Origin of the sequence: Clostridium gasigenes, assembly GCF_900104115.1 — a bacterium.
GTDB classification, from domain to species: domain Bacteria; phylum Bacillota; class Clostridia; order Clostridiales; family Clostridiaceae; genus Clostridium; species Clostridium gasigenes.
In genome coordinates, this window is record NZ_FNJM01000009.1 from 85093 (window position 1) to 110174 (window position 25082).

At 28.1% G+C, this 25082-nt stretch carries 19 protein-coding genes; 17 read left to right on the plus strand and 2 right to left on the minus strand.

The genetic code is table 11. The features are described from left to right. Positions 1-401 precede the first annotated feature (401 nt). Positions 402-968: a glycerol-3-phosphate responsive antiterminator gene (locus BLS77_RS13860; protein WP_089971079.1), complete on the plus strand. Its 567-nt coding sequence runs from the start codon at positions 402-404 to the stop codon at positions 966-968. Between the two features lie 142 nt (positions 969-1110). On the opposite strand, the gene BLS77_RS13865 is transcribed toward BLS77_RS13860, so the two are convergent. Then, positions 1111-3195, minus strand: a complete 2085-nt coding sequence (locus BLS77_RS13865; RefSeq protein ID WP_089971081.1) for a bifunctional metallophosphatase/5'-nucleotidase — start codon at positions 3193-3195, stop codon at positions 1111-1113. 289 nt (positions 3196-3484) lie between these two features. Between BLS77_RS13865 and BLS77_RS13870 the strand changes: the two genes are divergently transcribed. The 3 genes from BLS77_RS13870 (at position 3485) to BLS77_RS13880 (ending at position 6028) form a co-directional block, all read left to right on the plus strand. Beyond that, positions 3485-4150, plus strand: coding sequence for a DUF3862 domain-containing protein (locus tag BLS77_RS13870; protein ID WP_089971084.1), 666 nt, complete (start codon positions 3485-3487; stop codon positions 4148-4150). A 125-nt stretch (positions 4151-4275) separates the two neighbouring features. Next, positions 4276-5079 carry a sugar-phosphatase gene (gene yidA, locus BLS77_RS13875; protein ID WP_089971085.1) on the plus strand — a complete coding sequence of 268 codons (804 nt, stop codon included), beginning with the start codon at positions 4276-4278 and terminating at the stop codon, positions 5077-5079. 280 nt (positions 5080-5359) lie between these two features. Beyond that, on the plus strand, positions 5360-6028 hold the full coding sequence (locus tag BLS77_RS13880; protein ID WP_089971089.1) for a nitrite/sulfite reductase domain-containing protein: 669 nt from the start codon (positions 5360-5362) through the stop codon (positions 6026-6028). Positions 6029-6107: 79 nt separating this feature from the next. Here the strand turns inward: BLS77_RS13880 and BLS77_RS13885 are convergent, their stop codons facing one another. Next, positions 6108-7805 (minus strand): methyl-accepting chemotaxis protein, encoded by a 1698-nt coding sequence (locus BLS77_RS13885; RefSeq protein WP_089971092.1) that lies wholly within the window; start codon positions 7803-7805, stop codon positions 6108-6110. 580 nt (positions 7806-8385) lie between these two features. On the opposite strand from BLS77_RS13885, the gene celB reads away from it, so the two are divergent. From celB to BLS77_RS13950, 13 genes are all read left to right on the plus strand, one after another. Continuing rightward, a complete protein-coding gene (celB, locus tag BLS77_RS13890; RefSeq protein ID WP_089971094.1) occupies positions 8386-9723 on the plus strand; it encodes a PTS cellobiose transporter subunit IIC in 1338 nt (445 codons plus the stop codon). 216 nt (positions 9724-9939) lie between these two features. Beyond that, entirely contained in the window at positions 9940-10863 is a 924-nt protein-coding gene (yhfZ, locus tag BLS77_RS13895; RefSeq protein WP_089971096.1) for a GntR family transcriptional regulator YhfZ, read from the plus strand. Between the two features lie 19 nt (positions 10864-10882). Further along, positions 10883-11242, plus strand: a complete 360-nt coding sequence (locus BLS77_RS13900; RefSeq protein WP_089971099.1) for a PRD domain-containing protein — start codon at positions 10883-10885, stop codon at positions 11240-11242. 59 nt (positions 11243-11301) lie between these two features. Beyond that, positions 11302-11676: a DUF2620 family protein gene (locus BLS77_RS13905; protein WP_207648694.1), complete on the plus strand. Its 375-nt coding sequence runs from the start codon at positions 11302-11304 to the stop codon at positions 11674-11676. Position 11677: 1 nt separating this feature from the next. Further along, positions 11678-12937 (plus strand): YhfT family protein, encoded by a 1260-nt coding sequence (locus BLS77_RS13910; RefSeq protein WP_089971100.1) that lies wholly within the window; start codon positions 11678-11680, stop codon positions 12935-12937. Positions 12938-12948: 11 nt separating this feature from the next. After that, the gene (locus BLS77_RS13915; RefSeq protein ID WP_089971103.1) at positions 12949-13857 is read left to right on the plus strand and encodes a phosphotriesterase family protein; all 909 of its coding nucleotides are present in this window, start codon (positions 12949-12951) and stop codon (positions 13855-13857) included. A gap of 124 nt (positions 13858-13981) precedes the next feature. Next, positions 13982-15157, plus strand: a complete 1176-nt coding sequence (locus BLS77_RS13920; protein WP_089971105.1) for a YhfX family PLP-dependent enzyme — start codon at positions 13982-13984, stop codon at positions 15155-15157. Further along, positions 15150-16361 (plus strand): phosphopentomutase, encoded by a 1212-nt coding sequence (locus tag BLS77_RS13925; protein WP_089971108.1) that lies wholly within the window; start codon positions 15150-15152, stop codon positions 16359-16361. The genes BLS77_RS13920 and BLS77_RS13925 overlap by 8 nt, the downstream gene beginning before the upstream one ends. Before the next feature lie 99 nt (positions 16362-16460). After that, positions 16461-18119, plus strand: coding sequence for a hydroxylamine reductase (hcp, locus tag BLS77_RS13930; protein ID WP_089971111.1), 1659 nt, complete (start codon positions 16461-16463; stop codon positions 18117-18119). Between the two features lie 247 nt (positions 18120-18366). Beyond that, complete coding sequence (locus BLS77_RS13935; RefSeq protein WP_089971114.1) at positions 18367-20337, plus strand: ABC transporter ATP-binding protein/permease; 1971 nt, start codon at positions 18367-18369, stop codon at positions 20335-20337. After that, positions 20337-22250, plus strand: coding sequence for an ABC transporter ATP-binding protein/permease (locus BLS77_RS13940; protein ID WP_089971117.1), 1914 nt, complete (start codon positions 20337-20339; stop codon positions 22248-22250). Before BLS77_RS13935 ends, BLS77_RS13940 begins: the two co-directional genes overlap by 1 nt. 272 nt (positions 22251-22522) lie before the next feature. Then, positions 22523-23203: a response regulator transcription factor gene (locus tag BLS77_RS13945; RefSeq protein ID WP_089971119.1), complete on the plus strand. Its 681-nt coding sequence runs from the start codon at positions 22523-22525 to the stop codon at positions 23201-23203. Positions 23204-23240: 37 nt separating this feature from the next. Beyond that, on the plus strand, positions 23241-24968 hold the full coding sequence (locus BLS77_RS13950) for a sensor histidine kinase (protein ID WP_175490864.1): 1728 nt from the start codon (positions 23241-23243) through the stop codon (positions 24966-24968). Positions 24969-25082: the final 114 nt, after the last annotated feature.

Consider the following 25082-nt stretch of genomic DNA (forward strand, 5'->3'; position numbering starts at 1 on the left):
CTAATAGGTATAAAATACCCATAAATCAAGGCTCTCTTTTCTCCGCCCATACATTATTGTATTTTTATATTAACAGAATAATTGAAAAAATACAAGCCTAATTTAAAAAAATTGCTTTTTATTAAATATAATTTTAAAATTAAGAAGTAAATTTTTTATTAATTTTCAATAAAAATATAATAATACCAATTTACTTGAAAGAAAAATAAGATTGTGATAAACTGGATTTAATTAGGATATACTAAGTATAATAGCGACATAATTCAAGGAAGTAGCCCCTTAATTTATGTCGCTATTTTTCAGTATATTATAGAAGACATTTTTAAATAAATAACAAGTAAGTGCTCTTGTAATTTATTTGGATATGCCTAAACTAAAATAAAATTTTGGAGGAAACATCATTGGAGAAATTAGAAGAATGGCTAATAGAGAATCCAGTTATTGCAGCCATAAGAAATGATGAAGATTTGAAAAATGTAATTACTAGTAAGGTTCTTATTGTTTTTGTATTATATGGAAGCATAATGACTATAAAGAAGATATGTGAGAAGCTTAAAGAGGCTGGGAAAGTAGTATTCGTACATGTAGATTTAATAGAAGGGTTAAAGGGCGATCATACAGGGATGCTTTTTATAAAAGAATGTGGACAACCTTATGGAATTATATCTACAAGAGCAACAAATATAAAAAATGGGAAAAAATTAGGATTCTGCGCAATACAAAGAATATTTGCAGTAGATTCTTTATCATTAGAAACCGGAATAAGAAATATACAATCAGTACTTCCTGATGCAGTAGAGGTTATGCCTGGAGTTGCAAGTAAAATTATTAAAAAGATGGGAAATGAAGTGAAGGTGCCAATTATAGCAGGGGGATTAATTGAGACTAAGAAAGATATAATGGAATCAATTAGTGCAGGGGCAATGGCTATTTCAACAACAAAACAAGAATTATGGAATTTATCTTAGGAATAGTAAGGAATCTAAAAGTAAACATTTATACATATTTATTATTCCTAAAAATATAGAAAACCACCTTTCATAGAGTGAATTTGACTTAAGTGTCAAAATCACTATGAAAGGTGGTTTTTAATTATTAATTACATTTATTTTACAATACCTTATGTTTTTTTCTTAATAAGAATGCACCTAATGCTAAACTAATTAAGCTTAAAGTAATAATTGCAGTAGCATCTAAAATGCTACCTGTTTTTGGTAATGCGTTTGCTTTATTTATATCACTTTTTAAAGTAGTTGAGCTTTCATTAGTGGATGTAGCAATAGTTGTATCAGTAGTATTAATAATATTAGTATCACCAGGAGTGGTAGGTGTAACCGGAGTACTAGGAATGTTAGGAGTAATAGTATCAGCGTTATCTATTAAAGAATCTTTAGGGAGATCTTTTATATTTATAGATGCTATATTAGTATATTTTCCATCTTCTGTTGATGGAACTTTAATAGTTCCATTGTTTACTAATTCAACAACCTTCTTATATTCTTTTGAAGTTCTATCAATCCCTAAGATTGTCCAATTATTTTCTTTCTTAGATTCTATAAGACCTTTCTTAACATTCATAATATAATCTATAGACATATTTCGTATAGTTCCAGCTTCTTCACCAATAGCAACTTTTGAATCCCAAAGCTTATTAAAACTCAAACCATCAAAAATTCCGCCTTTAGCTAAAAGTTGTTCCATTCTATATGAGTTCATACCAAGTTTAATAACATCAGTATCTTTAATTTCTCTACCATCTTTGAATTTTACATCTTTTATTCTATTTCCTTCTTTTTGAGTTAAATCTATTTTGTAATTTATTCCACCAAACATATCATTTGTACTATATTTTGATGCTCTTCTTTTAGGATTAAAGCTTACAGTTATATCACCAGGATTTAATGTGTTATAATAACCGGCAGACCATTCCATATATTTTTTTAGGTCACTTCCTTTTACTTCGTACACTGTTATTTCACCACTAGTATATCTGTAATTAAAAGCAATATCTTTTTTCTTTATTGGTCCAACATCAAGTTTTGGAGCATCGTTATCAATACCTAAACCAATAACATCTGCATTACTGTAATATAGGGATACCTCATGGAAAAAATCAACTAATGGAGTATCGTCCATATGTATAGTTGGTATTCCAGCAATTTCATTTTCGTCAACCATATTAATTCCTTTTAATTCACCAATAGGACTATTAACATTTTCACGTAAGTTATTGTGGTATGGTTCTAATAATTTTTCAAGGTTTGTATCTGAAGGTAAATTATTAATATTTATAGCGTCTGTCTTTTTGCTATCTAATTGATATTTACCATCTTTTTTAGTGAAATTTAAATCAATCTTTGATAAGGCTTGTCCATATTTACTAGGTTCAGTTATAAGAACTCCATTAATAGTTGTTTCTTTAACTAATGCATGCATATGACCTCCAATTATAGCAGTAAGTTCTGGACATTCTTTTGCTATATCTGAGATTCCTGTATTTGGAATGTTATTTTCATTCTCAAGACCCATATGCATAACGCCAATTATAGCATCAACTTTTCCAGTTAAATCCGCAATAGCTTTCTTTGTTTCTTTTACTGTATCTCTAAATTCTATTCCTTTAATATGATCAGGATTTTCAAATTGAGCTATCATAGGAGTAGTTATACCTATAATTCCTATTTTCACTCCATTTTTTTCAATTATAGTAGTTGCATCCATAAATCTAGAGCCGTCAGTATTGTAAATATTTCCACCAAGAACTGCTCCATTAAATTGGCTAGTTACATTTTTAAGAACATCTAATCCAAAATTAAATTCATGGTTTCCCATAACCCAAGCATCGTAATTAAGATAATTCATACCTAATACCATAGGTTGAACTGGACCTTTGTTAAAAGTTTCAACCATATTATCTTGAATAGCATCACCAGCATCAATTAAAATAGTGTTTGGATTTTCATTTCTTAATTTAGAAACCAAGGATGATATCTGAGTTAAACTACCAGTCATATTTTCTTTATCTGAGGCATATTCCCATGGAACAAATCGTCCGTGAAGATCTGAGCTACCTAATATAGTTACTTTTACATTATCAGTATTTTCAGCAGCAGGAGTAACTTTACCGTCTGACAGAGCGAATGAATTGATTGAAAAAATACAAGTTAACATTGCAGTTAGAATAAATTTTTTCATTTTAAATCCTCCTTAGAAATTTTAATCAGTAGGTTATATGTATTAATTGACACATACTTGAAAATTATACCACTTAATGCAATCGGTTTCAATAAAAAGAATTAAAACAAGATGGAATAACTGGTAAAAAATCAAACCTTTCTGAAATAGCAATATCCACAATGTTAGTGTAAAAAACTAACTTGAGATATTTATATTTATAAATAAATGCAAATATTATATTTAATTGAACTAATTATGAAAACATGGTAATATATTGAATGGAATTCAAAATTAAGGGGGATTTTTAATGAGTAAAATGATAAAATGTAAGGCTTGTGATAAAGAAATTGCAAAAGGCGTTAAGAAATGTGTTCATTGTGGTAAGAATCAAAGAAGCTTTTTAGGAAGGCATAAGGTGCTTACAGGAATATTAGTAGTAATAGTATTTGTAATTATAGTAGCTACTACAAGTGGTGGGAAAAAATCAGAAAGTACAACTGCTTCAAATAGTAGTGTTGGAAGCGTAAAAGAAGACTCCAAAGTAAACTTTGAAAATTTCAATAAAATTAACATGGGTTCTAAATATGAAGATGTAAAAACATTGCTTGGAGAAGGAAAAGAGCTCAGTTCAGCAGAGGTTAGTGGAATAAAAACTGCTATATATCAATGGAATGGAACTGGTATAAGCAATATGAATGTTACAATTCAGAATGATATTGTAACAGGAAAAGCTCAAATGGGACTTAAAGATATGGATGCTAAGATAACATCAGCTAAGTATGATGAAGTTAAAGAAGGCATGACTTATGATGAAGTTAAAGCTATTATTGGAGAAGGACAAATTTTATCTCGAAGTAAAATTATGGATATTGAATCAGTAATGTATAGTTGGATAAATAAAGATGGATCTAATGCAAGTTTTACATTCACAGGTGAAAAACTTCAAATGAAAGCTCAATTTAATCTAAAATAATAAATAAAATAACACGTCAGTAGATGATATGTATTAAACTACTCAATTAATTTGGGTAGTTTTTATTTGCAGCGCCATTATATGATATAATTATAATAAAATTTGAATTACGGAGGATGAGGATTATGTACAAATTAATTGCACTTGACATGGATGGAACTTTATTAAGAGAAGATAAAACAGTTTCGCAAAGAACTAAAGATGCCCTTAAGGCAGCTAGAGATAAAGGTGTTACCGTTGTTTTAGCAACAGGAAGACCAATAGAAGGGGTACATAGATATTTAGAAGAACTTGATATGCTTGGAGAAAATGATTATGTATTAAGTTATAATGGATCATTAGTTCAAAAAACTAAAAATAAAGAAATAATATCAAAGAGGACTTTAAAGGGATCAGATGCAATATATTTGTATAATTTAAGTAAAGAACTTAAAGTGAATATTCATTCTTTTTCTGAAAATGAAGGATTAATAACTCCTAAAAGTAATAAATATACTTTAGTAGAAGCAGATATAAATGGAATAAACTTTAAAGAATTTAATTTTGATAATATTGATGCAGAAGATAATATGATAAAAATTATGATGATAGATGAGCCAGAAATTCTGCAAAGGGCTGTAAATAACTTACCTAAAGAACTTTACGATAAATATACTGTAGTTAGAAGTGCACCGTTCTTCTTAGAATTCTTAAATAAAGAAGCTAATAAGGGGACAGGGGTTGAACTTTTAGCTCAACATTTAGGAGTTAAAAGAGAAGAAATAATAACTATGGGTGATGCAGGCAATGATCTTCATATGATTGAATATGCAGGACTTGGAGTTGCAATGGGAAATGCCTTTGAAGAAGTTAAAAAGGTTGCAAATTATATAACTGATACTAATGAAAATGATGGAGTAGCTAAAGTTATAGAAAAATTTGTACTTTAAAAGAAATATAAATTATAACTATAGAATGCTATGAAGTAGAGAAAAATCTTTACTTCATAGCATTTTTAGTGTTGAGATTAATTAGGTAGGTGAACTTTTAAACTTCTAATAGAAGTAATAACAGTACCATCTTTAATAAGTTTTTAATCAATATTAACATAGAGTGTATAGTATCTATGTTAATATGTAAAAATAAACAGAATAAAACTTTTGCAAAGCCTATTAGATTATAGTAAAATAGGTATATATAATACACTTTAAATAAAAAGGAGAAAAATTTATGGGTAATACATATGGTAACTTACAGAAAGTTAGAGATGGAAAAAGAACTTACGCAATAACTCCGCATATCCCAGGTGGATTTGTTAGCCCGGAGGCATTAGAAAAAATTGCAGGAGTTGCAAGAAAATATCATGGAGTTTTGAAAATAACTTCTGGTCAAAGAATTTTAATTACTAATTTACAAGATGAGGATTTACCTGCAATTTGGGATGAACTTAAAATGGAACCAGCAGTTAAATCACAAAATTCTGTTAAAAATGTTGAAATGTGTCCAGCAGCATTTTGTAAAAGATCAAAGCATAATACAATGGCAATAGGTATGAAACTTTCTAAAAAATATCAATGGGAAGAAATGCCTTGTAGAACTAAAATAGGAGTAGCGGCTTGTCTTAATGCTTGTGGAGGTATTTATAGTAAAGATGTAGGTGTTATAGCAGATAAACCAGGAATGATGGTAGTTGTAGGAGGCTCTGCAGGGTATAACCCAAGAATTGCAGATATTATTGCTAAGGAATTAACAGAAGAAGAGACATTAAACCTTGTGGATTCAGTATTTAAATATTATAAAGAAAATGCTGAGGCAGGAGAAAAAATGGGATTCTTTATAGATAGAGTTGGACTAGATAATTTTAAAGAAAAAGTTCTTTTAGATGTAAAATTAAAGTAATTTACATCTAAGATAGGTTAATCAAGATTTATTAACCTATCTTAGATGGTATATTTCTTTTTAAATACCTAATTGCAAACTAGACTTTAAATCTGTTTACTAGCATATTTAAGCTTTCAATTAGCTCACTTTGTCTATCGGCAACAACTGATATTGTTTCCATATTAGTAAGCACTTCTCTTGTACTTTTAGCAATATCTTCTGCATTTCCTGCGGTTTCTACGGCAGTTAATATTGTGCTTTGGACAGCTTGACCTACTTGATTCATAGACTCTGACATTGTTGTAGCGGCAACAGTAACGCTTTCTGCTCTAATGGCAACAGCTTTAGCATCTTGCTCATAATCTACTCCAGTCTGAAAAAGAAGGTCATATATTTCTGTAACATCTTTTTCAATATATGTTAATAAATCCTTAGAATTTTCAGATAAATTATCAAATGAAGCTTGTACCTTAGAAACAACTCCTTGAATATTTGCTACTGTTATAGTGGATTGTTCTGCTAAATTACGAACTTCATCTGCAACTACTGCAAATCCTTTTCCTTGATCGCCAGCTCTTGCTGCTTCAATTGCAGCATTTAATGCTAAAAGATTAGTCTGAGCTGCAATGCTTTTTATAGATTCAGTCATTAAGTGAATTTCATTTACTATTTTACCTTCCTCTATAGCTTGCATAACTTTATTGTTTTTTTCATTGAAAATAATTTTAGCTTCCTCACTAGATTTAATTCCTTTACTTTTAAGTTGTAGAGCCCTTACTTCTATCTCTTTTGCAGAAACATTTTCTATTTCAGCATTGTCTTTAAGATCAATAGATGTACCTTCTACTTGTTCTATAGAGGCACTAATCTCCTCAGTTATAGCACTTAAATCAGAGGTTCCATCTGATATATGGCTTGAAGCTTTATTAATATATTTCATTTTGCCTGAAATATCTTTAATGGAATTAAAAAGATTTTTAGTTTCTTCGTTTACATCAGCTGTTGTAGTATTAATATTTTTAACTAAAGTCTGTAAAGTGATCATTATTTTATTAACAGCAGTAGAAATATCTCCAATTTCATCTTTAGAAGTTATTTCTATCCTAGTGGTCAAGTCACCCTCATTATTTGATAGTTCTTCAAGTTTTTCAGATAATATATGTAGCTTAGAAATCTTAATGTGAAGCACAGTAAATATAAAAATAATAAATAAAATCATTATTATTATAAGAGTATTTGTTGCTTTAATTATTAAATCTAAGTTTTTTTGTGCAGAATCAGATTCGTTTTGAGCTCTAGCATTCATCTTGTTTTGAAACTCTATAAGCGGATCTGTAATTATTTTTTTATTTGCTTCATAGTTAGAATTAAACATTAAAATTCTAGCTTGATCAAAATTTTTCCCCTCAACAGCCTTCATTGCTGCATCCTCTGTAGCAATTAACGCATCAGAATTTTGTTTTGCTTTTTCAATTAAAGCTAATTCATCTTTTGGAGCATTTAACTCTTTTAATCTTTTTACAACACTATCCCTAGTTTTAGTTTCATTAACTTCTTTCCAGTAGTTATCAAAATGTATTTTATCTCCAAATTGTACATAAGCACGAGCTTCATTAGTCAAATAATCTGATGAATTTGCTAAATCAATACCTAATTGTTTAAACTCTGCTGCATTTTTAACTGCTATATTTGTCTTGTTTAACCCAGTATTTAAATATAGAGTCATAAAAATAGCAAGTAATGCAATAACAATAAATGTAATCCCGGAAATTTTCAAAAATTTTGAAATTTTCATTTTTATATCTCCCCTCTTATGATAGTGAATAAGCTATATTATATTCTGATTTCACTATAACAGAAAAGCAAGAACTTCTTTAGGGACTGAAATAGGATTAACCCCTATATACAACAGAAACACTACTAAAACCTTCGTTTTTATAAGTATTTCACATTCGACTATTTACGCAAGGATTTATAAATGATTTTACAATGAAAAGTAAATATATATAAAAAGAATGCAAAAAACATCCCAATTTCTGAGATGTTTTTGTCGCTTTATGAGGTTTATTTTCCTGAAAGTACATATACTAACTTAATTATAGGATAATCATAAATATAAAAGAGTTATATTATAGATAAATTAATTTTGAATATAATACATAATTATAAGAAATAAGTGTTTAGGTAAGGACTTTAATTGATAAAGAATAAATTATTTAATAAAATGAAAATAATCATTGACAATATATGGAGGAGGGTGATAAACTATCAATATACAATATACAGTATATTGTATATTGATTAAAAAATTAATTTAGAAAGGGGATATGAAAATAAAAGTATAGTTAATTAAAAATAAAAAGGGGGATGAATTTATGCAAAAGTTTTTATCTTACTTAGAAGAAAAACTATTACCTATTGCAAGTAAATTAAATAATCAAAGGCATTTAACAGCTATTCGAGAAGGGGTAATGTTATCACTGCCATGTATTATGATTGGATCTGTATTTTTAGTATTAGGATGTCTACCTATACCGGGATATGGTGATTTCATGGCTGGTATTTTTGGAGCAAGTTGGCTAGAGAAGCTACTTTATCCTTTAGGTGCAACTATGGATTTAGTAGCTATTTTTGTAACTATGGGTGTAGCTTATAGTTTATCAAAGGCATATAAACTAGATGCCATTACTGGTACTGTAATAGCATTAAGTTGTTATTTCGTAGTAACACCTTTTCAAGTGTTATTTACAGCAGAAGGTGAAACAGTAGCACATACAGTTAAAAATGTTATACCTAAAGCACAAATGGGTGCTAGCGGTATGTTTGTAGCAATGATAGTAGCAATGATATGTATAGAAATATATAGGTTTATTATAAAGAAAAATATTATAATTAAGATGCCAGAAGGAGTGCCACCAGCAGTAGTTAGATCTTTTATGGCTATAATACCTGCCTTTGTATGTATAGTAGTGTTTTGGTTACTAAGACTTGGTATAGAGAATACATCATTTGGGAGTGTTCATAATATAATATTCCAAATTTTAGCGAAACCTTTAGGTGCTATTGGCGGAAGCTTAGGTGGAGCAATAGTTGCAATTATACTTGTTCAATTACTTTGGGTTTTAGGAATTCATGGGGGATCCATAGTAATCGTTTTAATGAGACCTATATGGCTAGACTTAATGGTTCAAAATACACAAGCTTTTCAAGCCGGACAACCAATACCACATATAGTAACGGATCAGTTTATTAACATCTTTGTATTTATAGGAGGAGCGGGAGTTACAATATCCTTGGTTATTTTAATGGCATTTTTATCAAAGAGTAAGCAATTAAAAAGTCTTGGAAAATTATCTATTGGACCTGGAATATTTAATATAAATGAGCCAGTTATATTTGGTATGCCACTTGTAATGAATCCTATTATGGCTATACCATTTATACTAGCACCAGTAGTAGTTGCAATTGTTAGTTATTTTGCAATGAGTAGTGGGTTAGTTGCAAAACCAGTAGTATTTGTGGATTGGACAATGATACCAATTTTAGGGGGATATATTGCAACTGGTGGAAAGTTATCAGGAGCAGTGTTGCAACTTGTAAACATTTTATTAGCTATGGGTATATATTATCCTTTCTTTAAATTATGGGACAAGAAAAAAGTTGAAGAAGAAAATATTTTTACCACAGAGAGTAGGGCTTCTTTAGATACTTAAATTAAAATAATTAATAAGTACTCTTTATGTAGGAGTAAGTTATTACCTCCCCGGTAAGTAGCATCCTACATAAGGTACTTTCCAAATAATAATAGGATTAATATGTTAGTCTATTTTGCACATTGAATTTTAATTTTCAAAATATGATAAATATTGTTAAATTTAAATAGATATGTTATTCTTAATATACGAAATAATGTATATTAAGGAGACAACATGGATATTAAAAAAAGTTTAATGCAGAAAAATGGAATAATTGTTATGGCTTTAGCTGAAGAATTTTTCAGTAAAAATATTGGAGATAGAATAGATACAGTAGGAAGTATTTCAGAAAAATATGAAACTTCAAGAGGAACTGTTCAAACAGCAATAAAAATATTACAGGAACAAAATCTAATTGCTATAGAGTCAAGAGGTCACTTAGGAAGCTTTATAACACATTTAGATTATAATGCTTTAATTGCATTAACTGGAATTGATAATATTGTAGGTGTGATGCCTCTTCCTTATTCAAAAAAATATGAAGGGCTTGCAACTGGAATAAGTGAAACTATGAAAAATATGGACATTCCTTTTAATTTTGCATTTATGAGAGGCGGAAATAATAGATTAGAATCTTTAATGAGAAATAGGTATGATTTTGCAATAACATCAATGTTTACAGCAAAGCATTATATAGATGAAGAGGAAGATATAGAGATTGTTACTTCCTTTGGGAAGAATACCTATGTTGATAACCATGGATTAATTTTCAGGCGGGAAACTGATATAAAAAAGGATGATTTTAAAGTGGGAATAGATTATTCTTCTAAAGATCAAGTTAAATTAACACTAAACTATTTTAACGAGAGAAAAGTACAATTAGTTTCTTTAAAGTATAATCAATTAATTAATAGCATCGAGAATAAAGAAATTGATGGAGCCATATGGACTATAGATGAAAATATAAAAAGCAATGAAAATTTAAACTATGTTTTAATTAGCGATAATATCTACAATATGGATGATACTGAAGCCGTGATAATAATAAAAAAAGATAATAAGCTAATAAAAGAGTTAATTAATAAATTTTTAGATGCGAATATGGTACTAGAAAAGCAAAGACAAGTTATTGCTGGTGAAATTATCCCACAATATTAAATTAGTAGAGGTTAAAATTATGAATATTAATGAGAGAGTTATTCTATTAAAGCAGCTTCAGGTTATTTCACGAAATAATTATGAGGCTTTAAATTCCATAATAAATCTAATAGAGAATTCCTTTAACATAGATTTATCTAAGGAGAATGGAGAAATGTTTATAACACATCTTTCAGCTGTCTTTAGTAGAGATGAGAAGGGCGAAGAAATTAATAGCTTAGATGAAAGCTTATTAGAAGAGATTTATACTAATGAATATTATAATAAAGCAGAAGCTATTTTAAAAGATATAAAAGAAAAGGTAAATTATAAAATAAAAAAAGCAGAAGATTCATTTATAATATTGCATCTATGTACTTTATTAGGAGCCGTAAAATAAATAACCAGTCCAAAATTCTTAGATATTTAAAAATGCAAGATTTAATAGGGGGAGATAATATGATTAGAATTGCTATAGGTGGGTTAAGTAAGGAAAAAATGGAGCAAGCAATACTTAAAATTAATAATGAAGATATTAAGGTAATAGTGTCTAATGACTTTGAAGGTGGACAAATGCTATTAAAAAAAGAGGTTGATTATTACTTTGGAGCTTGTAACAGTGGAGGTGGAGCAGCTATAGCCCTATTAATAGGCTTAGTTGGGTATACAAATTGCGTTACAATAGTTAAAAATGGTGAAAGAGCAAATAGGGACAAAATAAAAGAAACAGTAAATATGGGTAAGATAGTATATGGAATGGCAGTTGAAGCTATAGAGGAAACAGTTCCTATGCTAATTGAAGCAATAATTAATAAGATTAAAGTAGAAAAGTAAAATGTATTATTTTGCAGGTGTTTCTATTCTTATGGGGATAATTTGTGGGTTAGCCGCTATTATAACAAATAGAGGAATAGGAGTATTCAATGATGGAGTTCGTCCTATATTACCTGAGGTTATAAATGGAAGAATGGATAAAAAGGAGCTAACTAAGATTTCTTTTGACATGTCAAAGGGATTTATAATTTCTTTAGGAATAATAATTTCAGCCCTTACAGCTACATTAAATCCGTGGATACTATTTTTACCTACAGATATTATAGGGATTTATTCTAAAAATAAAAAAAATGCCTTTGGGTGTGGATTTGTTTTTGGAGTATCATTAACAATACTATTATACAGTTTTACAACTTTAATAAATTTTGTAGGAATAGATTTAAGTAGTTTAGAATTATTATCTAGAAGTGTAATAATACTAATTTCATTAGTACCTATAGTGGTTATATACAGATTCTTTGGGAAGACAAAAGGAATACTTAGTGGCATAGCTACTTTAATAGTGAAAATAATTACTCATATTTATGTTTATGAATATTCTAATTCTATTACATTTATATTTGCCACTATCATATTAGTAATTATAACTATTAATATGTGTAAAAGTTTAGAAAAGATAAGCTATACTTGGAGTTTTGATAGTAAGCTTTCTAATAAAAAAGCAATATTAATATCAATATTATCAGGGCTTTTAGCTATTGTAGTGAATATTGGAATTGTTAGAGGATCAGAGCCAACATTATTCATGATGTTAAACAATAATATTATGTCAGAAGCTTATATATTAAAGGAAGCCAATATTCAAGGAGCAATATTAGATTTAATAAGAATTTTAGCATTTCTACCTTTTGTAATTACTACTATAAATATAACGGGTGTTAATTCTATTATTGGAATTTTTACATTTACAGTTGGATATGTTGCACCTAATTCAATTAGTGCATTTTTAATTGTTTTTTTATTAACATTATTTTTAGATAAAAAGGTTTTAAAATTAATATGGAAACTTATTAACACATATCCGAAATTAAGAGATTTAGCAGATGTTATAAGAACTGTAATGATGGAAATTTTAGAAATATCTCTTATAATTGGAGGGGCATTAGTTACCTTTAAAACCGGTGGGGTATTAGGAATAACAATGTTTATTCTTCTAATAATATTAAATAAAAAGATTAAACTAAAAGTAATGAAGGTAGTTATAGGGCCGTTAGCTATGATAATTGTAGTGATAGGGGCAAAGATTATTTCTTTAGTATAGGAGGAGATAAAATGATACAAACAGTATGTGGGTTAATTGATAAGAAAGAATTAGGAATCACATTAGCACATGAACATATAATAATAGATTTATCACTAATTAGGAATGAGCAAGATTCAGTATTAGATAACTGCAAAACTATGATTAATGAGATAAGCTATGGAAAAAAGCTAGGATTACAAAGTATTGTTGAAGTAACTAATGAAGGTATGGGAAGAAATCATTTAAAGCTAAAATATATATCGGAAAAAGCTAAGGTTAATATAGTAGCAAGTACAGGTTTCTACATGGAAAAATATTATGATAATAAAGCTCGCGATAATGCAGAAGAGAAAATAGCAGAAATAATGATTAAAGAGCTAACTTTCGGAATTGATGATACTAATATTAGAGCCGGAATAATTGGAGAGATAGGATCTAGTTTAAATACAATTACAGAGCTGGAAAAAAAGGTGTTTAATGCATGTATTATAGCAAGCGAAAAAACCGGAGCAGCAATTACAACACATTGTGATTTAGGAACAATGGGATTAGAACAAGCTATGTTGTTTAGTAGAAGTGGGATAAATTTAGATAAAGTGATTATTGGACATTCTGATTTAAATAGAAATTATAAGGTTATTGAGAAAATATTATCTAGTGGTGTAAATGTGGCTTTTGACACAATATCAAAAAATAGTTATTTAGACGATGATGTTAGATTATACAACCTATTAAAGCTTTTAGAAATGGGATATGAAGATAAAATAGTTTTATCGCAGGATTTAACTAGAAAATCACATTTGAAAATTAACAATGGTACAGGTTATACAGCTGTATTAGGTGAGTTCATTAGTAAACTAAAAATTAATGGGGTAGATAGTAAGATACTATCTAAGTTAATTGGTGGGAATATTGCTAGAGTAATAGATAAGAATTAGTTATTTTAAGCTGAATTAAAATAACTAATAAGTAAAGGACAATGATTAGTTGTTTATTTGGATACGCTTAAAGTAAATATACAAAATAAAATATATTGATTCAAAGAATAATGGGGTGAGGAAATTGTTTTTAGATAAAACTATAAAACGAAATAAAAATCTTGTGAAAGCAGCGTTTCAGTTCCATAATAGTGGGGAAATTTATCCTAATACTTATGTAATTGATTTAGATATATTACTTGAAAATGCAGAGATTATGAAAAGTGAAGCAGACAAAAATAATATAGAATTATTTTTTATGACTAAACAAATAGGTAGAAATCCGTGGATTGCTAAGAAATTAATAGAAATGGGATATAAGGGTGCAGTAGTAGTTGATTTTCAAGAAGCATTAGTTATGATGGAAAATAATATTCCTATAGCTCATTGTGGGCATATAGGACAAATTCCTAAAGGTGTTATGGAAAAGGTAATAGAATATGGTGTTGAATATATAACCTCATATTCATTAGATAAAATACATGAAATAAATAATGTAGCAAAAAAGCTAAATAAAATACAGAAGATATTTTTAAAAGTTATTTCAGATGAGGATATTAAATATCCGGGGCAATATGGTGGTTTAAATTTAAATGAATTAGAAGGTATAGCTGAGGAAATAGTAGCTTGTAGTAATGTTAAGTTAGTTGGAGTTACTTCTTTTCCATGTTTTATATATGATAGAGAGAATAAAGAAATAATTTCAACAGAAAATATAAAAACTTTGCAAAAAGCTAAAGAAATATTAAATAACATTGCAGAAATAAATATTACAGAAATGAATGTACCATCTTTAACTTGTTGTGAGACCTTGGAAAAAATAAGAAAGTGTGGGGGAACACAAGGAGAGCCAGGGCATGGATTAACGGGTACAATCCCAATTAATGAGTTAGAGGATGCAAAAGAGATACCTGCAATGGTTTATGTAACTGAGATATCGCACAATATATATAGTAAAGCATATTGTTATGGAGGTGGATTTTATCCACGAGGAAATCTAAAAAATGCATTAGTTGGTAAAAGTTTAGAAGAGAGTGTTAAAACAAAAATTGGATCTATTCCTTTAGAAAATATTGATTATTATCTACCTTTAGAGGAAAAATTTAATATAGGAGATACTGTTATCATGGCTTTTAGAACTCAAATTTTTGTTACAAGAAGTACAGTTGTATTAGTAGAAGGAATACAAAGTGGGAAAGGAAAAATAATAGGCAGATATGATAGCCAAGGAAACTTATTAAAGGGGTATAGCTATGAGTAAAGTGGTTGTAATAGTTTTAGATGGATTTGGAATTGGGTATATGGATGATGTTTATAAGGTAAGACCTTTAGATATAGGAGCAAATACCTTTGGACATATCCTGGAAGATAATAAAAGTTTAAGGTTAAAATCTCTTGAAAAATTAGGGATAATGAATCTTATGGGATATGAAAGTGATAATATGAAATATAGTGAAGAGGCAGTAGTTGGAAAGATGAACTTGATGCATTATGGTGCAGATACTTATTTTGGTCATCAAGAGATAATGGGGAGTATTCCATTAAAGCCTATTAATGAACCTTTAAAATCTATAATAGTGGATTTGGAGAAAATCCTTTTACAAAAAGAGTATAAAGTAGAAAAGTATTATAGTGGTGAGGACTATATTTTAATAATAAATGATGGAATAGTAATAGCTGATAATATAGATACAGATTTAGGTCAAGCTTATAATGTAACAACTATTTTAGATGAGATTAAGTTTGAAGAAGCTTTAGAGGTTGGAAAAATTACAAGAAAATATGCTAAGGCTTCAAGGGTAATAGTATTTGGTGGGAAAGATGTAAAGTTAAAGGATCTAAAAGATAATACTTTATCAAAAGGAAATGGATATATAGGATTAGATACTCCAAAAACAGGAGTTTATAAAAATGGATATAGATGTATACATTTAGGCTATGGTGTAGACTATAGTAAACAAGTTCAAACTATTCTTACTGATAGGGGAATACAGTCTGTTTTAATAGGAAAAGTAGCAGATATAGTTACTAATATAAAGGGGAAAAGTATTACAATGGTTGATACAAAAGAAATAATGAAAAGAACAATTAGTGAATTTAAAAATTTAGACAATGGGTTTATATGCACTAATATTCAAGAAACTGATATTTCAGGTCATTGTGAAAGTGTAGAAAGATATTCAGAAATTTTGGAGATAGCAGATAAGTATATAGGTGAGCTTATGAATTTAATTAGTAGGGATGATTTATTAATGGTTATAGCAGATCATGGAAATGATCCTACAATTGGACATTCAAAGCACACAAGAGAACAGGTTCCTTTATTAATTTATAATAAAACTGCAAAAAATATTAATATTGGAGAACGTAAAACTTTAGGTGATGTTGGAGCAACTGTTAGCGACTTTTTCAATGGAGATAAAACAGAAAATGGGCAGAGTTTCTTGGATTTATTAAAGGGGTAAGGGGTCAAAAGTTTAAAAAATTAGTTGTTATAGGAATAAGTTTAGTTTAATAGGAGATAAATAATTATGAGATAAATAAATTAAGGAGTGATTGTGATTATGGAAAATCCTATGTTCTGTTATCAGTGTGAGCAAACAGCAGGGGGGAAAGGCTGTACAAAGATTGGTGTTTGTGGAAAGACACCAGAGGTTGCATGTCTTCAAGATTTGATCGTTTATCAATTAAAAGGAATTAGCATTTATGCAAAGACTTTAATTGATAAAGGAGAAATTATAGATAAAAAAATAGTTGAGTTTGTTGAAAATTGTTTATTTACAACTTTAACTAATGTAAATTTTGATGCAGAGGTTCATGTAGAACTTTTAAAGGAATCTCAACAAATTAAAGAAGGGTTAAGAAAAAAAGCTAAATATAGTGATAACTACCCAGTGCAGGCTACATATAACTTAAGTAATACAAAAGAAGAAATGCTTGAAGATGCAAAAAAAGCAGGTATTATGTATGACCAAGAGGTAGATGCAGATATACGTTCATTAAGACAAACAATAGTTTATGGATTAAAAGGTGTTTCAGCTTATGGACATCAGGCAAGAGCTATAAAATATAATAGTGAGCAAGTAGATCAATTTTATTTTTTAGGTCTTGAAGCAACAACTAATGATAAACTTGTATTAGAAGATTTAATTAGAATGACAATGAGAACTGGAGAAATTAGTGTTGAGGTAATGCGATTATTAGATGAAGCTAACACTACTATTTATGAAAATCCAACTCCTCATATGGTAAATGTAAAGGTTAAAAAGGGTCCATTTATTATAGTTTCAGGACATGATTTAAATGATTTGCAAATGCTTTTAGAACAAACAAAAGGAAAAGGAATAAATATATATACTCATGGAGAAATGATACCAGCACATGGATATCCAGAACTTAAAAAACATGAACATCTTGTAGGAAATTTTGGTGGAGCATGGCAAGATCAACAAAAAGAATTTGATAATATTCCAGGATGTATATTAATGACTACAAATTGTCTTATGAAACCAAGACCAAGTTATAAAGATAGAATATTTACAACTAGTGTTGTTGGTTGGGATGCTATAAAATACGTTCCCAAAAATAAGGATGGTTACAAAGATTTTACTGAAATTATAAATAAAGCCCTAGAACTTGGAGGGTTTGAAAAAGATGAAGAAAAACATGAAATATTAGTAGGTTTTGGACATAAAGCTACACTTTCTCATGCAAATGAAATAGTCGGAGCTGTTAAGGATGGTAAAATAAAGCATTTCTTCTTAATAGGTGGATGTGATGGAGCAAGATCAGGAAGAAATTACTACACAGATTTTGCTAAAATGGTACCACAGGATTGTATTATATTAACTTTAGCTTGTGGTAAATATAGATTCAATAAATTAAACTTTGGAGAAGTTGCTGGGTTACCAAGGTTATTAGATATAGGTCAATGTAATGATGCATATTCAGCAGTTAAAATAGCTACAGCTTTAGCAGATGCATTTGATACAGATGTAAATGGATTACCTCTATCAATTATATTATCATGGTATGAACAAAAAGCAGTAGCAGATCTTTTAGCATTATTATCATTAGGTATAAAGGGAATATTCTTAGGACCAACACTGCCAGCTTTTATAACACCTAACGTATTACAATACTTAGTAGATACTTTTGATATTAGACCAATAAGCACTCCAGAAGACGATTTAAAAACTTGTTTAAGACAATTAACTAATTAAAAAAATAACTAAATCTATTCTGAAAGAAAACTATGATAATAAGCAACTAGAGTTTAAACTATTATTTATTGAATAACATAGATACTCCTTGACCTTAACATAGGGTCAAGGAGTATCATTTTTTTGAGGTGGGTATATATGAAAAAGGGCACATGAAAGTCATAACTAATACATTTCACTGTCATAAATATATGGGATATTATATTTAGAAAATCTGAAAAAAGATTAAGGTGAAGGAGAGAGTGAAATGTTAGTACTTAAAAATATTGTTAAGAAATTTAATGAGGTTAAGGTTTTAAATAATATTAATGTAGAGTTTAATGGAGGCATTAATTTTATATTAGGCTCATCTGGTAGTGGTAAATCTACTCTTTTAAAATTAATAAGTGGTATTGATAATGAGTTTGATGGAGAAATATTTTTTAAAGGTGAGAGCTTAAAGAGTTTTAGTAAAAGCCAATTAGATTCGTATTATTATAATTCAGTAGGATTTATATGGCAGAATTTTCAGCTTTTAAATCATTTATCAGTAGCAGATAATGTAAAGTTAGTTTTAGAATTATCAAATTTAAGTGAAGATGAAAAGAATAAACAAGTTAATATAATTCTTACTAGATTAGGCATTGCAAAACTTGCTAAAAAAAATGTAGGAAAGTTATCCGGTGGAGAAAAACAGCGAGTTGCAATAGCTAGAGCATTAGTGAAAAATCCTGATATAATAATAGCAGATGAACCTACTGGAGCTTTAGATAGTAAATCATCAAAGGTTATTATGAGCACTTTAAAAAAAATATCTAAAGAAAAAATAGTTATAGTAGTTACCCATGATAAGTCGTTAGTTGATAATGAAAGTAATACTTTTCTTTTAAAAGGTGGTCAAATAGAAGCAATTTCTAAATCAGCTACAGAAAAGATAGCAAATGTTAAAAAATCAGTTATAAAACCTAAGTTATCATTTGTAGGTGCAGTTTCTCAAGGGTTCAAAAATTTTAAAGGCCTTGGAATTAAATTTGTGTTGACCTCTCTAATATTAGTAATGTCATCATATTTTCTACTTCTAAATTTTAGTGGAAGTATAGTTAATGAGCAAGGGGAAATTATTGATAAGTTAATAAGTGAGAAAGGTGATAAACTAAGAGATATAATGGTGCCAATTAGTGTTACTAGTGCAGGTGGTACTAGTGGAGATAATTCTTCAAATGGTGGTAATATAGATGTAAAGCAAGATGTATCAAGTTTAGTTGATAAGTATATGAATGATTCAAGAATAGAACATTTTATAGTGGGAGAGCCAATTTCAGATATGGTTATTTCAATTAATGGAATAAAGAGTAATTATAAAGTTGAAAATAGCGGTAACTACCCTGGTATGGAAAAATTAGTTTATGGTGCAATGCCAAATCAAAGTAAAAGAGAAGTGGCAATACCTAAATTAGTTATTGAAAGACTAAAGTTAAAGTCAGAAGATGTTGTGGGCACTAAAATTTCTGTTAAAGGTATTTCATTTGATTGGTCATCAGGACAACCATTGCAAAAAGAAGTTGTAGTTGATGATTTAACAATAGTAGGAGTAATAGATTCAACAGTAAAATATGAGGATGAAAAGGGTGGGATTATTTTATTTGAACCAGAAGATTCATTTATTTATAGTATGGCAGTTGTTAAAGAATTAAAAAAACAATCTAATGGCAGCACAACTAATTTATCTTTTGAAATGAGAGTTAAAGAAGTGAAGGATATTATGCCAATTGTTGAAGAAATGAATAAGCTTGGAATAACACCTATGGGACAGTTTGAATCTGTAAAAGATATACTTAAAATAAGTAACACTACAAGTGAACAATCGAGTTCAATATCATTAATAATAGCAATTGTAGCAATAGTTGTTACATTAGCAGTAACATTAATAAATTCCTATTTAAGAAAATCAGAGTATGCAATCCTTAAAATCAATGGATATTCAAATAAAAGTTTATTTAAATTAAGCATAGTAGAGTATCTATTAACATCCCTACTATCAATAGCTATATTTATAGTAGCATCACCAGTAATAAATAATTTTTCAGGAAAAATGTTTAATATGTCAGCATCAGGAATTGAAAGTATAATGCTCGGAATATTTATAATTTTAATTCAAGGAATTATTATGGGCATTATAGCATCATTAATATGCGCTAATACGAAGGTGAAAAATAATTTAAGTACAGGTGATAGATAATGATTACTTTAAAAAATCTAAGTAAAAATTTTGATGAATCTAAAATATATAGTAATACTAATTATAGTTTTAAGGGTAATTCATTTACATGTTTTTTAGGACCAAGTGGGTCTGGTAAAACAACTTTATTAAATCTAATAGCTGGATTTGATAGAGATTATAGTGGAGATATTATTATAGATGAATTAAATATTAATAGTTTAAGTATGGATGAATTATGTAAATATCGCTTTAATAATGTAGGGTTTATTTTTCAACAGTATAATCTTTTGAAAGGTTATACTTCATTGGAAAATGTATTAATGGGAATACATCTAAATGATAGTATAAGTGAAAAGGAAAAAGAGAGAAGGGCAGTAGAACTTTTAACTAAACTTGGACTTAAAGGACAAATAAATCAAAGTATAGAAACCTTAAGTGGTGGAGAAAAACAAAGAGTTGCAATTGCAAGAGCTTTAGTAAATAATCCTAAAATAATTTTAGCAGATGAACCAACAGGTGCATTAGATAGTGAAGCTACTAAAAGTATTATGGAGATTTTAAAGGAAATATCTAAAGATAGAATAGTTGTAGTAATAACACATGATGAGGAAGTTGCAGCTTATGCAGATGAAGTAATTGAATTAGATAATTTTAATATAAAAGTTTATTCAGATGTGAATATTATAGAAAATAAAAACTTAGAATATGAAGATAAAAACTTAGAATATGAAGAGGGAAATGATTTAAGACATAAGGGAAGTGTTGAAGAAGAAGCTTTGATTCCTAAACTAAGTAATAATACTGCAATGAAGTTAAGCTTAAAAAACTTTAAAATTCATATGGTTAAGTTTATAGTAGCAGCGCTAATAATAGCATTTGGATCAGTGGCATTTGTAGGAGCACTAGCATCTAAAAATATTACTAATAATTTAATAAATGAGTTTAAAGAGAATAATATATTTTATAATAAAGGACAAGTGCCTGTATATGATAATGGTAAAATAGTTAATGAAGATATAAAATCTATATTTAATAAGTTAAATGCTATGGATAGAGTGGAGGATGTATATTATCAATATAAACTAGAGAATCTTAAAATTATTTATAATAATAAAAATTTAGATATGATAATTAAGGTTCCAACAGCAACTTCAAAAGAAACTATGGCTTATGGAGACATGCCAAGGGATGGAAGTTTTGAAATTGTAATTTCATCAAATATAGCTAATAGGATGAGGTCGAATATAGAAGATATAATAGGCGAAAAAATATATCTTGAATATAGCAATAAAAACAATGAAATAGAGAAGGTAGAGTTAACAGTATCAGGGTTAAGTAACTCTTCGTATCAAGACTTCATAGTAAGTACAGATGTGGAGAAAGATATATATGGTAAATATAATATTGATGAAAATAATCCAGCAGCAGTATCCTTTGATGTGAAAAATTTTAATGATATTCTATCTGTTGATAAAGAACTTAAAGCTGATAATATAAGCGTGTTTACAAAATCATTAGATATTAAAGCTTTCCAAGATTCTTTTACTAGTCTAATAAAATTATACACAGTATTATCATATTTAATATTAATAATAGGAATTTTAATAAGTGTAGTTATGCTTTATAAAATTTCTATAGAAAGATATAAAGAGGTAGGATTACTTGGTGCATTAGGATATTCTATGAGAAATATGAAAAAAATAATGGTTAAAGAAAGTTTGTATTTTTCAGCATTATCAATAGTTACATCAATACTTTTATTTAAGGTGTTAGATATTGTATATGTAATGCAATTTGGATATAAATTAGATTTAAATGTAGTATCATATTTAATTCTAATGGGATTAAACCTGGTGTTGACGGTAGGAATATCATATGTTATAAATATGAAGTTAATAAAAACAGAACCGGCAGTAGCATTACGAAAATAAGGCACTTGAAAATAGACTAGCAAATTGGTCTATGGCCCTGCCCGCCTTTGGTGTATTTATTTGAAAGTGCCTAAGATGAATAGAAAAAATATATTATTAATTTTAGACTAGATTAAATTTAAATCTAGTCTAAAAATTTATAGTGAATAATTTGTGATTTTTTAGTGACTATTAAGGGTAAAAGGTTACATTTATATTAGTATATAAGTATAAGATGATATTATTGTAGATAGACTTTTGTGATATATTTATTGTATAAGGTGGAGATCAAAATGAATAATAAGAATATATTAATAGTTGAAGATGAGGAGAAGATAAATAAAATGATTTGTGATTATTTTAGTCACAATGGATTTAATACTTATAGTGCTAAGGATGGTGTTGAAGGCATTGAAATGTTTAATAAAAGTATAGATATAATTATATTAGACGTTATGTTGCCAAGGCTAGATGGTTTTACAGTTTTAAGACGGATTAGAAAGGAATCTAATGTTCCCGTGATTATGGTTACTGCAAGGTCTGAGGAAGAGGATATATTAATGGGATATGAATTAAACGTAGATGATTATATAACTAAGCCATTTAGTATAGATATTTTAATAGCTAAATCTAGGGTTTTACTTAATAGAATTGATTCAATGTCACAAAATATTAAAGAAGATATATTAGAATACAATGGAATAAAATTAGATAAATTAAAGGTAGAAGTTTATATAGATGAAGAAAAAATAGAAATAGAGCCTAAGCAATTTGAGGTTTTAGCGTATTTAATGGAAAATAAAAATATTGTTATATCAAGAGAAAAGATTTTAGAAACAAAATGGGGATATGAGTATTATGGAAATACTAGAGTTGTAGATTCTCAAATAAAGAAGCTAAGAAAAAGCTTAAAGCATAAGTCATATTGTATAAAAACAGTGTTTGGAGTTGGATATAAATTTGATATTGAATAAATTATTTAAAAAAAGTATATTCTACAAATTATTTTTTATGAATTTAATAATACTAGTATGTATAGTAGTTTCACAACTATTTTTTCAAACAGTATATTTTGAAAAATATTATTTAAATGAAAAAGCAAAAGATCTAAAGATAGAGGTGAATAAATTTTCAACATTGCTTAATTATGAAAATGATAAAGTGAAAATAATGGATTATATAAGGACAGTTAATAAGGAAAGTGGAATAACATTAGCTTTTAGATCAAAAGATTATAATGAAAATATAAATATGAACGACTATATGCAATCGGAAAATATTATAGTTAATGATGATATTTCAGGAAATGAGTATAGAATAGTGTTAGGCGATCAATTTAAAAATGTAAAAGTAAAAAAAGGAGATAGGGTGGAAACATATGGTATGTCTGATGACTATGGATATGTGTTTCTAAGTAAAATATTTGTAAATAATGTTGAAATCAAACCTATTTACGATATAGTGCCAAGTGAGTTAAATGTAGCAGCAGAGATTTTAAAACCTGCGTATAGTCTGAATTCATCGAATAGTAATATAAATGTTTCAGGAGTTGTTAGTAATATAAAATATGAAAGTAAATCATATTTTATTAACATAGACTTATATTTAAGTTTAGATGAAAATAATTATATACTTAATAATAAAAATTATGAGGCTAAGTTAAAGAGCCCAAGTGGAGATAATGAAATACTTCTTAATAGTGAGAGTAGAGGAAATGGTAGTGTAGTAGCATTTTCAAATTTATCTCAAGTAAATGATATAATGGGGACAATGAATGGTTTCTATTTTATTATATTTTTTATTATATTAATTCTAGTTATAATTATATCAATAGTTTATTCTAAATTTATGATAAGACCATTACTTGATATGAGTAAGGTTGCAAAAAGAATATCAGAATGTGATTTTAATCATAATTACGAGGTAGATAGAGAGGATGAAATAGGAACATTAGGAAACTCCCTAAACTTAATTTCAGATAATTTACAAGGAGCTCTAAATGAACTTAAGAGTTCTAATATAAAATTAAAAGAAGATATTAATATTCAAAGTATTCAAGAGGAAAAACGAAAAGAGCTAGTGGCAAATATATCTCATGAATTAAAAACTCCAATTACTATAATACAAGGGGTTATTGGTGGAATAAAAAATGGAATATACACCACAGAAATGTATGATGATATATTAGAGGAAACTGGTAAAATGAATGACTTAGTTAAAGAGATGCTAGAAATATCTAAGCTAGAATCACCAGCATTTAAGTTGAAGAAAGAACCTTTTGATTTGTGTAGAGTGATTTTAAAGGAAAATGATAAACTAAGATCTATGATAAATAAGAAAAAACTAAATTTTAATATTGATATAAATGATGAAGCTATTGCTGTAGGTGATGAAAAAAGAATTAATCAAGTTATAACAAACCTTTTTACAAATGCAATTAAATATACACCTTGTGGAGAGAATATCAATCTTAAAGTAGAGTTAGATGGAAAAAAATATAAATTTACTATAGAGAATTTTGGAGTTACATTAGAAGAAGAGGATTTGAAAAATATATGGAATTCATTTTATAGAGGTGAAAAATCAAGAAATAAAAAATATGGGGGAACAGGACTAGGACTATTTATAGTTAAAATAATTCTAGAGTTACATGGAAGTAACTTTGGTGTAGAAAGTGGTAGTAATAGTGTTATATTTTTCTTTGACTTAGAATGTTATGAAAATAATTTATCAAATTAGATATTAAGTTAAGATAAAGGTGAATTTGGGTAAATTAGTTTTAATAGGTAGTATGGATGATGATGAAAAAATAGATTTATTAATTAAGGAAAAAATTAAAGAAAAATAAAGTGT

What these genes read in the sequence shown, in the direction of transcription:
- BLS77_RS13900 (WP_089971099.1), top strand. Translation starts at nt 10,883, where the DNA reads ATGAATATTAATGAGAGAGTTATTCTATTAAAGCAGCTTCAGGTTATT.
- BLS77_RS13880 (WP_089971089.1), top strand. Translation starts at nt 5,360, where the DNA reads ATGGGTAATACATATGGTAACTTACAGAAAGTTAGAGATGGAAAAAGA.
- BLS77_RS13910 (WP_089971100.1), top strand. Translation starts at nt 11,678, where the DNA reads ATGTATTATTTTGCAGGTGTTTCTATTCTTATGGGGATAATTTGTGGG.
- BLS77_RS13870 (WP_089971084.1), top strand. Translation starts at nt 3,485, where the DNA reads ATGAGTAAAATGATAAAATGTAAGGCTTGTGATAAAGAAATTGCAAAA.
- celB (WP_089971094.1), top strand. Translation starts at nt 8,386, where the DNA reads ATGCAAAAGTTTTTATCTTACTTAGAAGAAAAACTATTACCTATTGCA.
- BLS77_RS13935 (WP_089971114.1), top strand. Translation starts at nt 18,367, where the DNA reads ATGTTAGTACTTAAAAATATTGTTAAGAAATTTAATGAGGTTAAGGTT.
- BLS77_RS13885 (WP_089971092.1), bottom strand. Translation starts at nt 7,805, where the DNA reads ATGAAAATTTCAAAATTTTTGAAAATTTCCGGGATTACATTTATTGTT.
- BLS77_RS13905 (WP_207648694.1), top strand. Translation starts at nt 11,302, where the DNA reads ATGATTAGAATTGCTATAGGTGGGTTAAGTAAGGAAAAAATGGAGCAA.
- hcp (WP_089971111.1), top strand. Translation starts at nt 16,461, where the DNA reads ATGGAAAATCCTATGTTCTGTTATCAGTGTGAGCAAACAGCAGGGGGG.
- BLS77_RS13950 (WP_175490864.1), top strand. Translation starts at nt 23,241, where the DNA reads ATGAATTTAATAATACTAGTATGTATAGTAGTTTCACAACTATTTTTT.
- BLS77_RS13915 (WP_089971103.1), top strand. Translation starts at nt 12,949, where the DNA reads ATGATACAAACAGTATGTGGGTTAATTGATAAGAAAGAATTAGGAATC.
- BLS77_RS13925 (WP_089971108.1), top strand. Translation starts at nt 15,150, where the DNA reads ATGAGTAAAGTGGTTGTAATAGTTTTAGATGGATTTGGAATTGGGTAT.
- yidA (WP_089971085.1), top strand. Translation starts at nt 4,276, where the DNA reads ATGTACAAATTAATTGCACTTGACATGGATGGAACTTTATTAAGAGAA.
- yhfZ (WP_089971096.1), top strand. Translation starts at nt 9,940, where the DNA reads ATGGATATTAAAAAAAGTTTAATGCAGAAAAATGGAATAATTGTTATG.
- BLS77_RS13940 (WP_089971117.1), top strand. Translation starts at nt 20,337, where the DNA reads ATGATTACTTTAAAAAATCTAAGTAAAAATTTTGATGAATCTAAAATA.
- BLS77_RS13865 (WP_089971081.1), bottom strand. Translation starts at nt 3,195, where the DNA reads ATGAAAAAATTTATTCTAACTGCAATGTTAACTTGTATTTTTTCAATC.
- BLS77_RS13945 (WP_089971119.1), top strand. Translation starts at nt 22,523, where the DNA reads ATGAATAATAAGAATATATTAATAGTTGAAGATGAGGAGAAGATAAAT.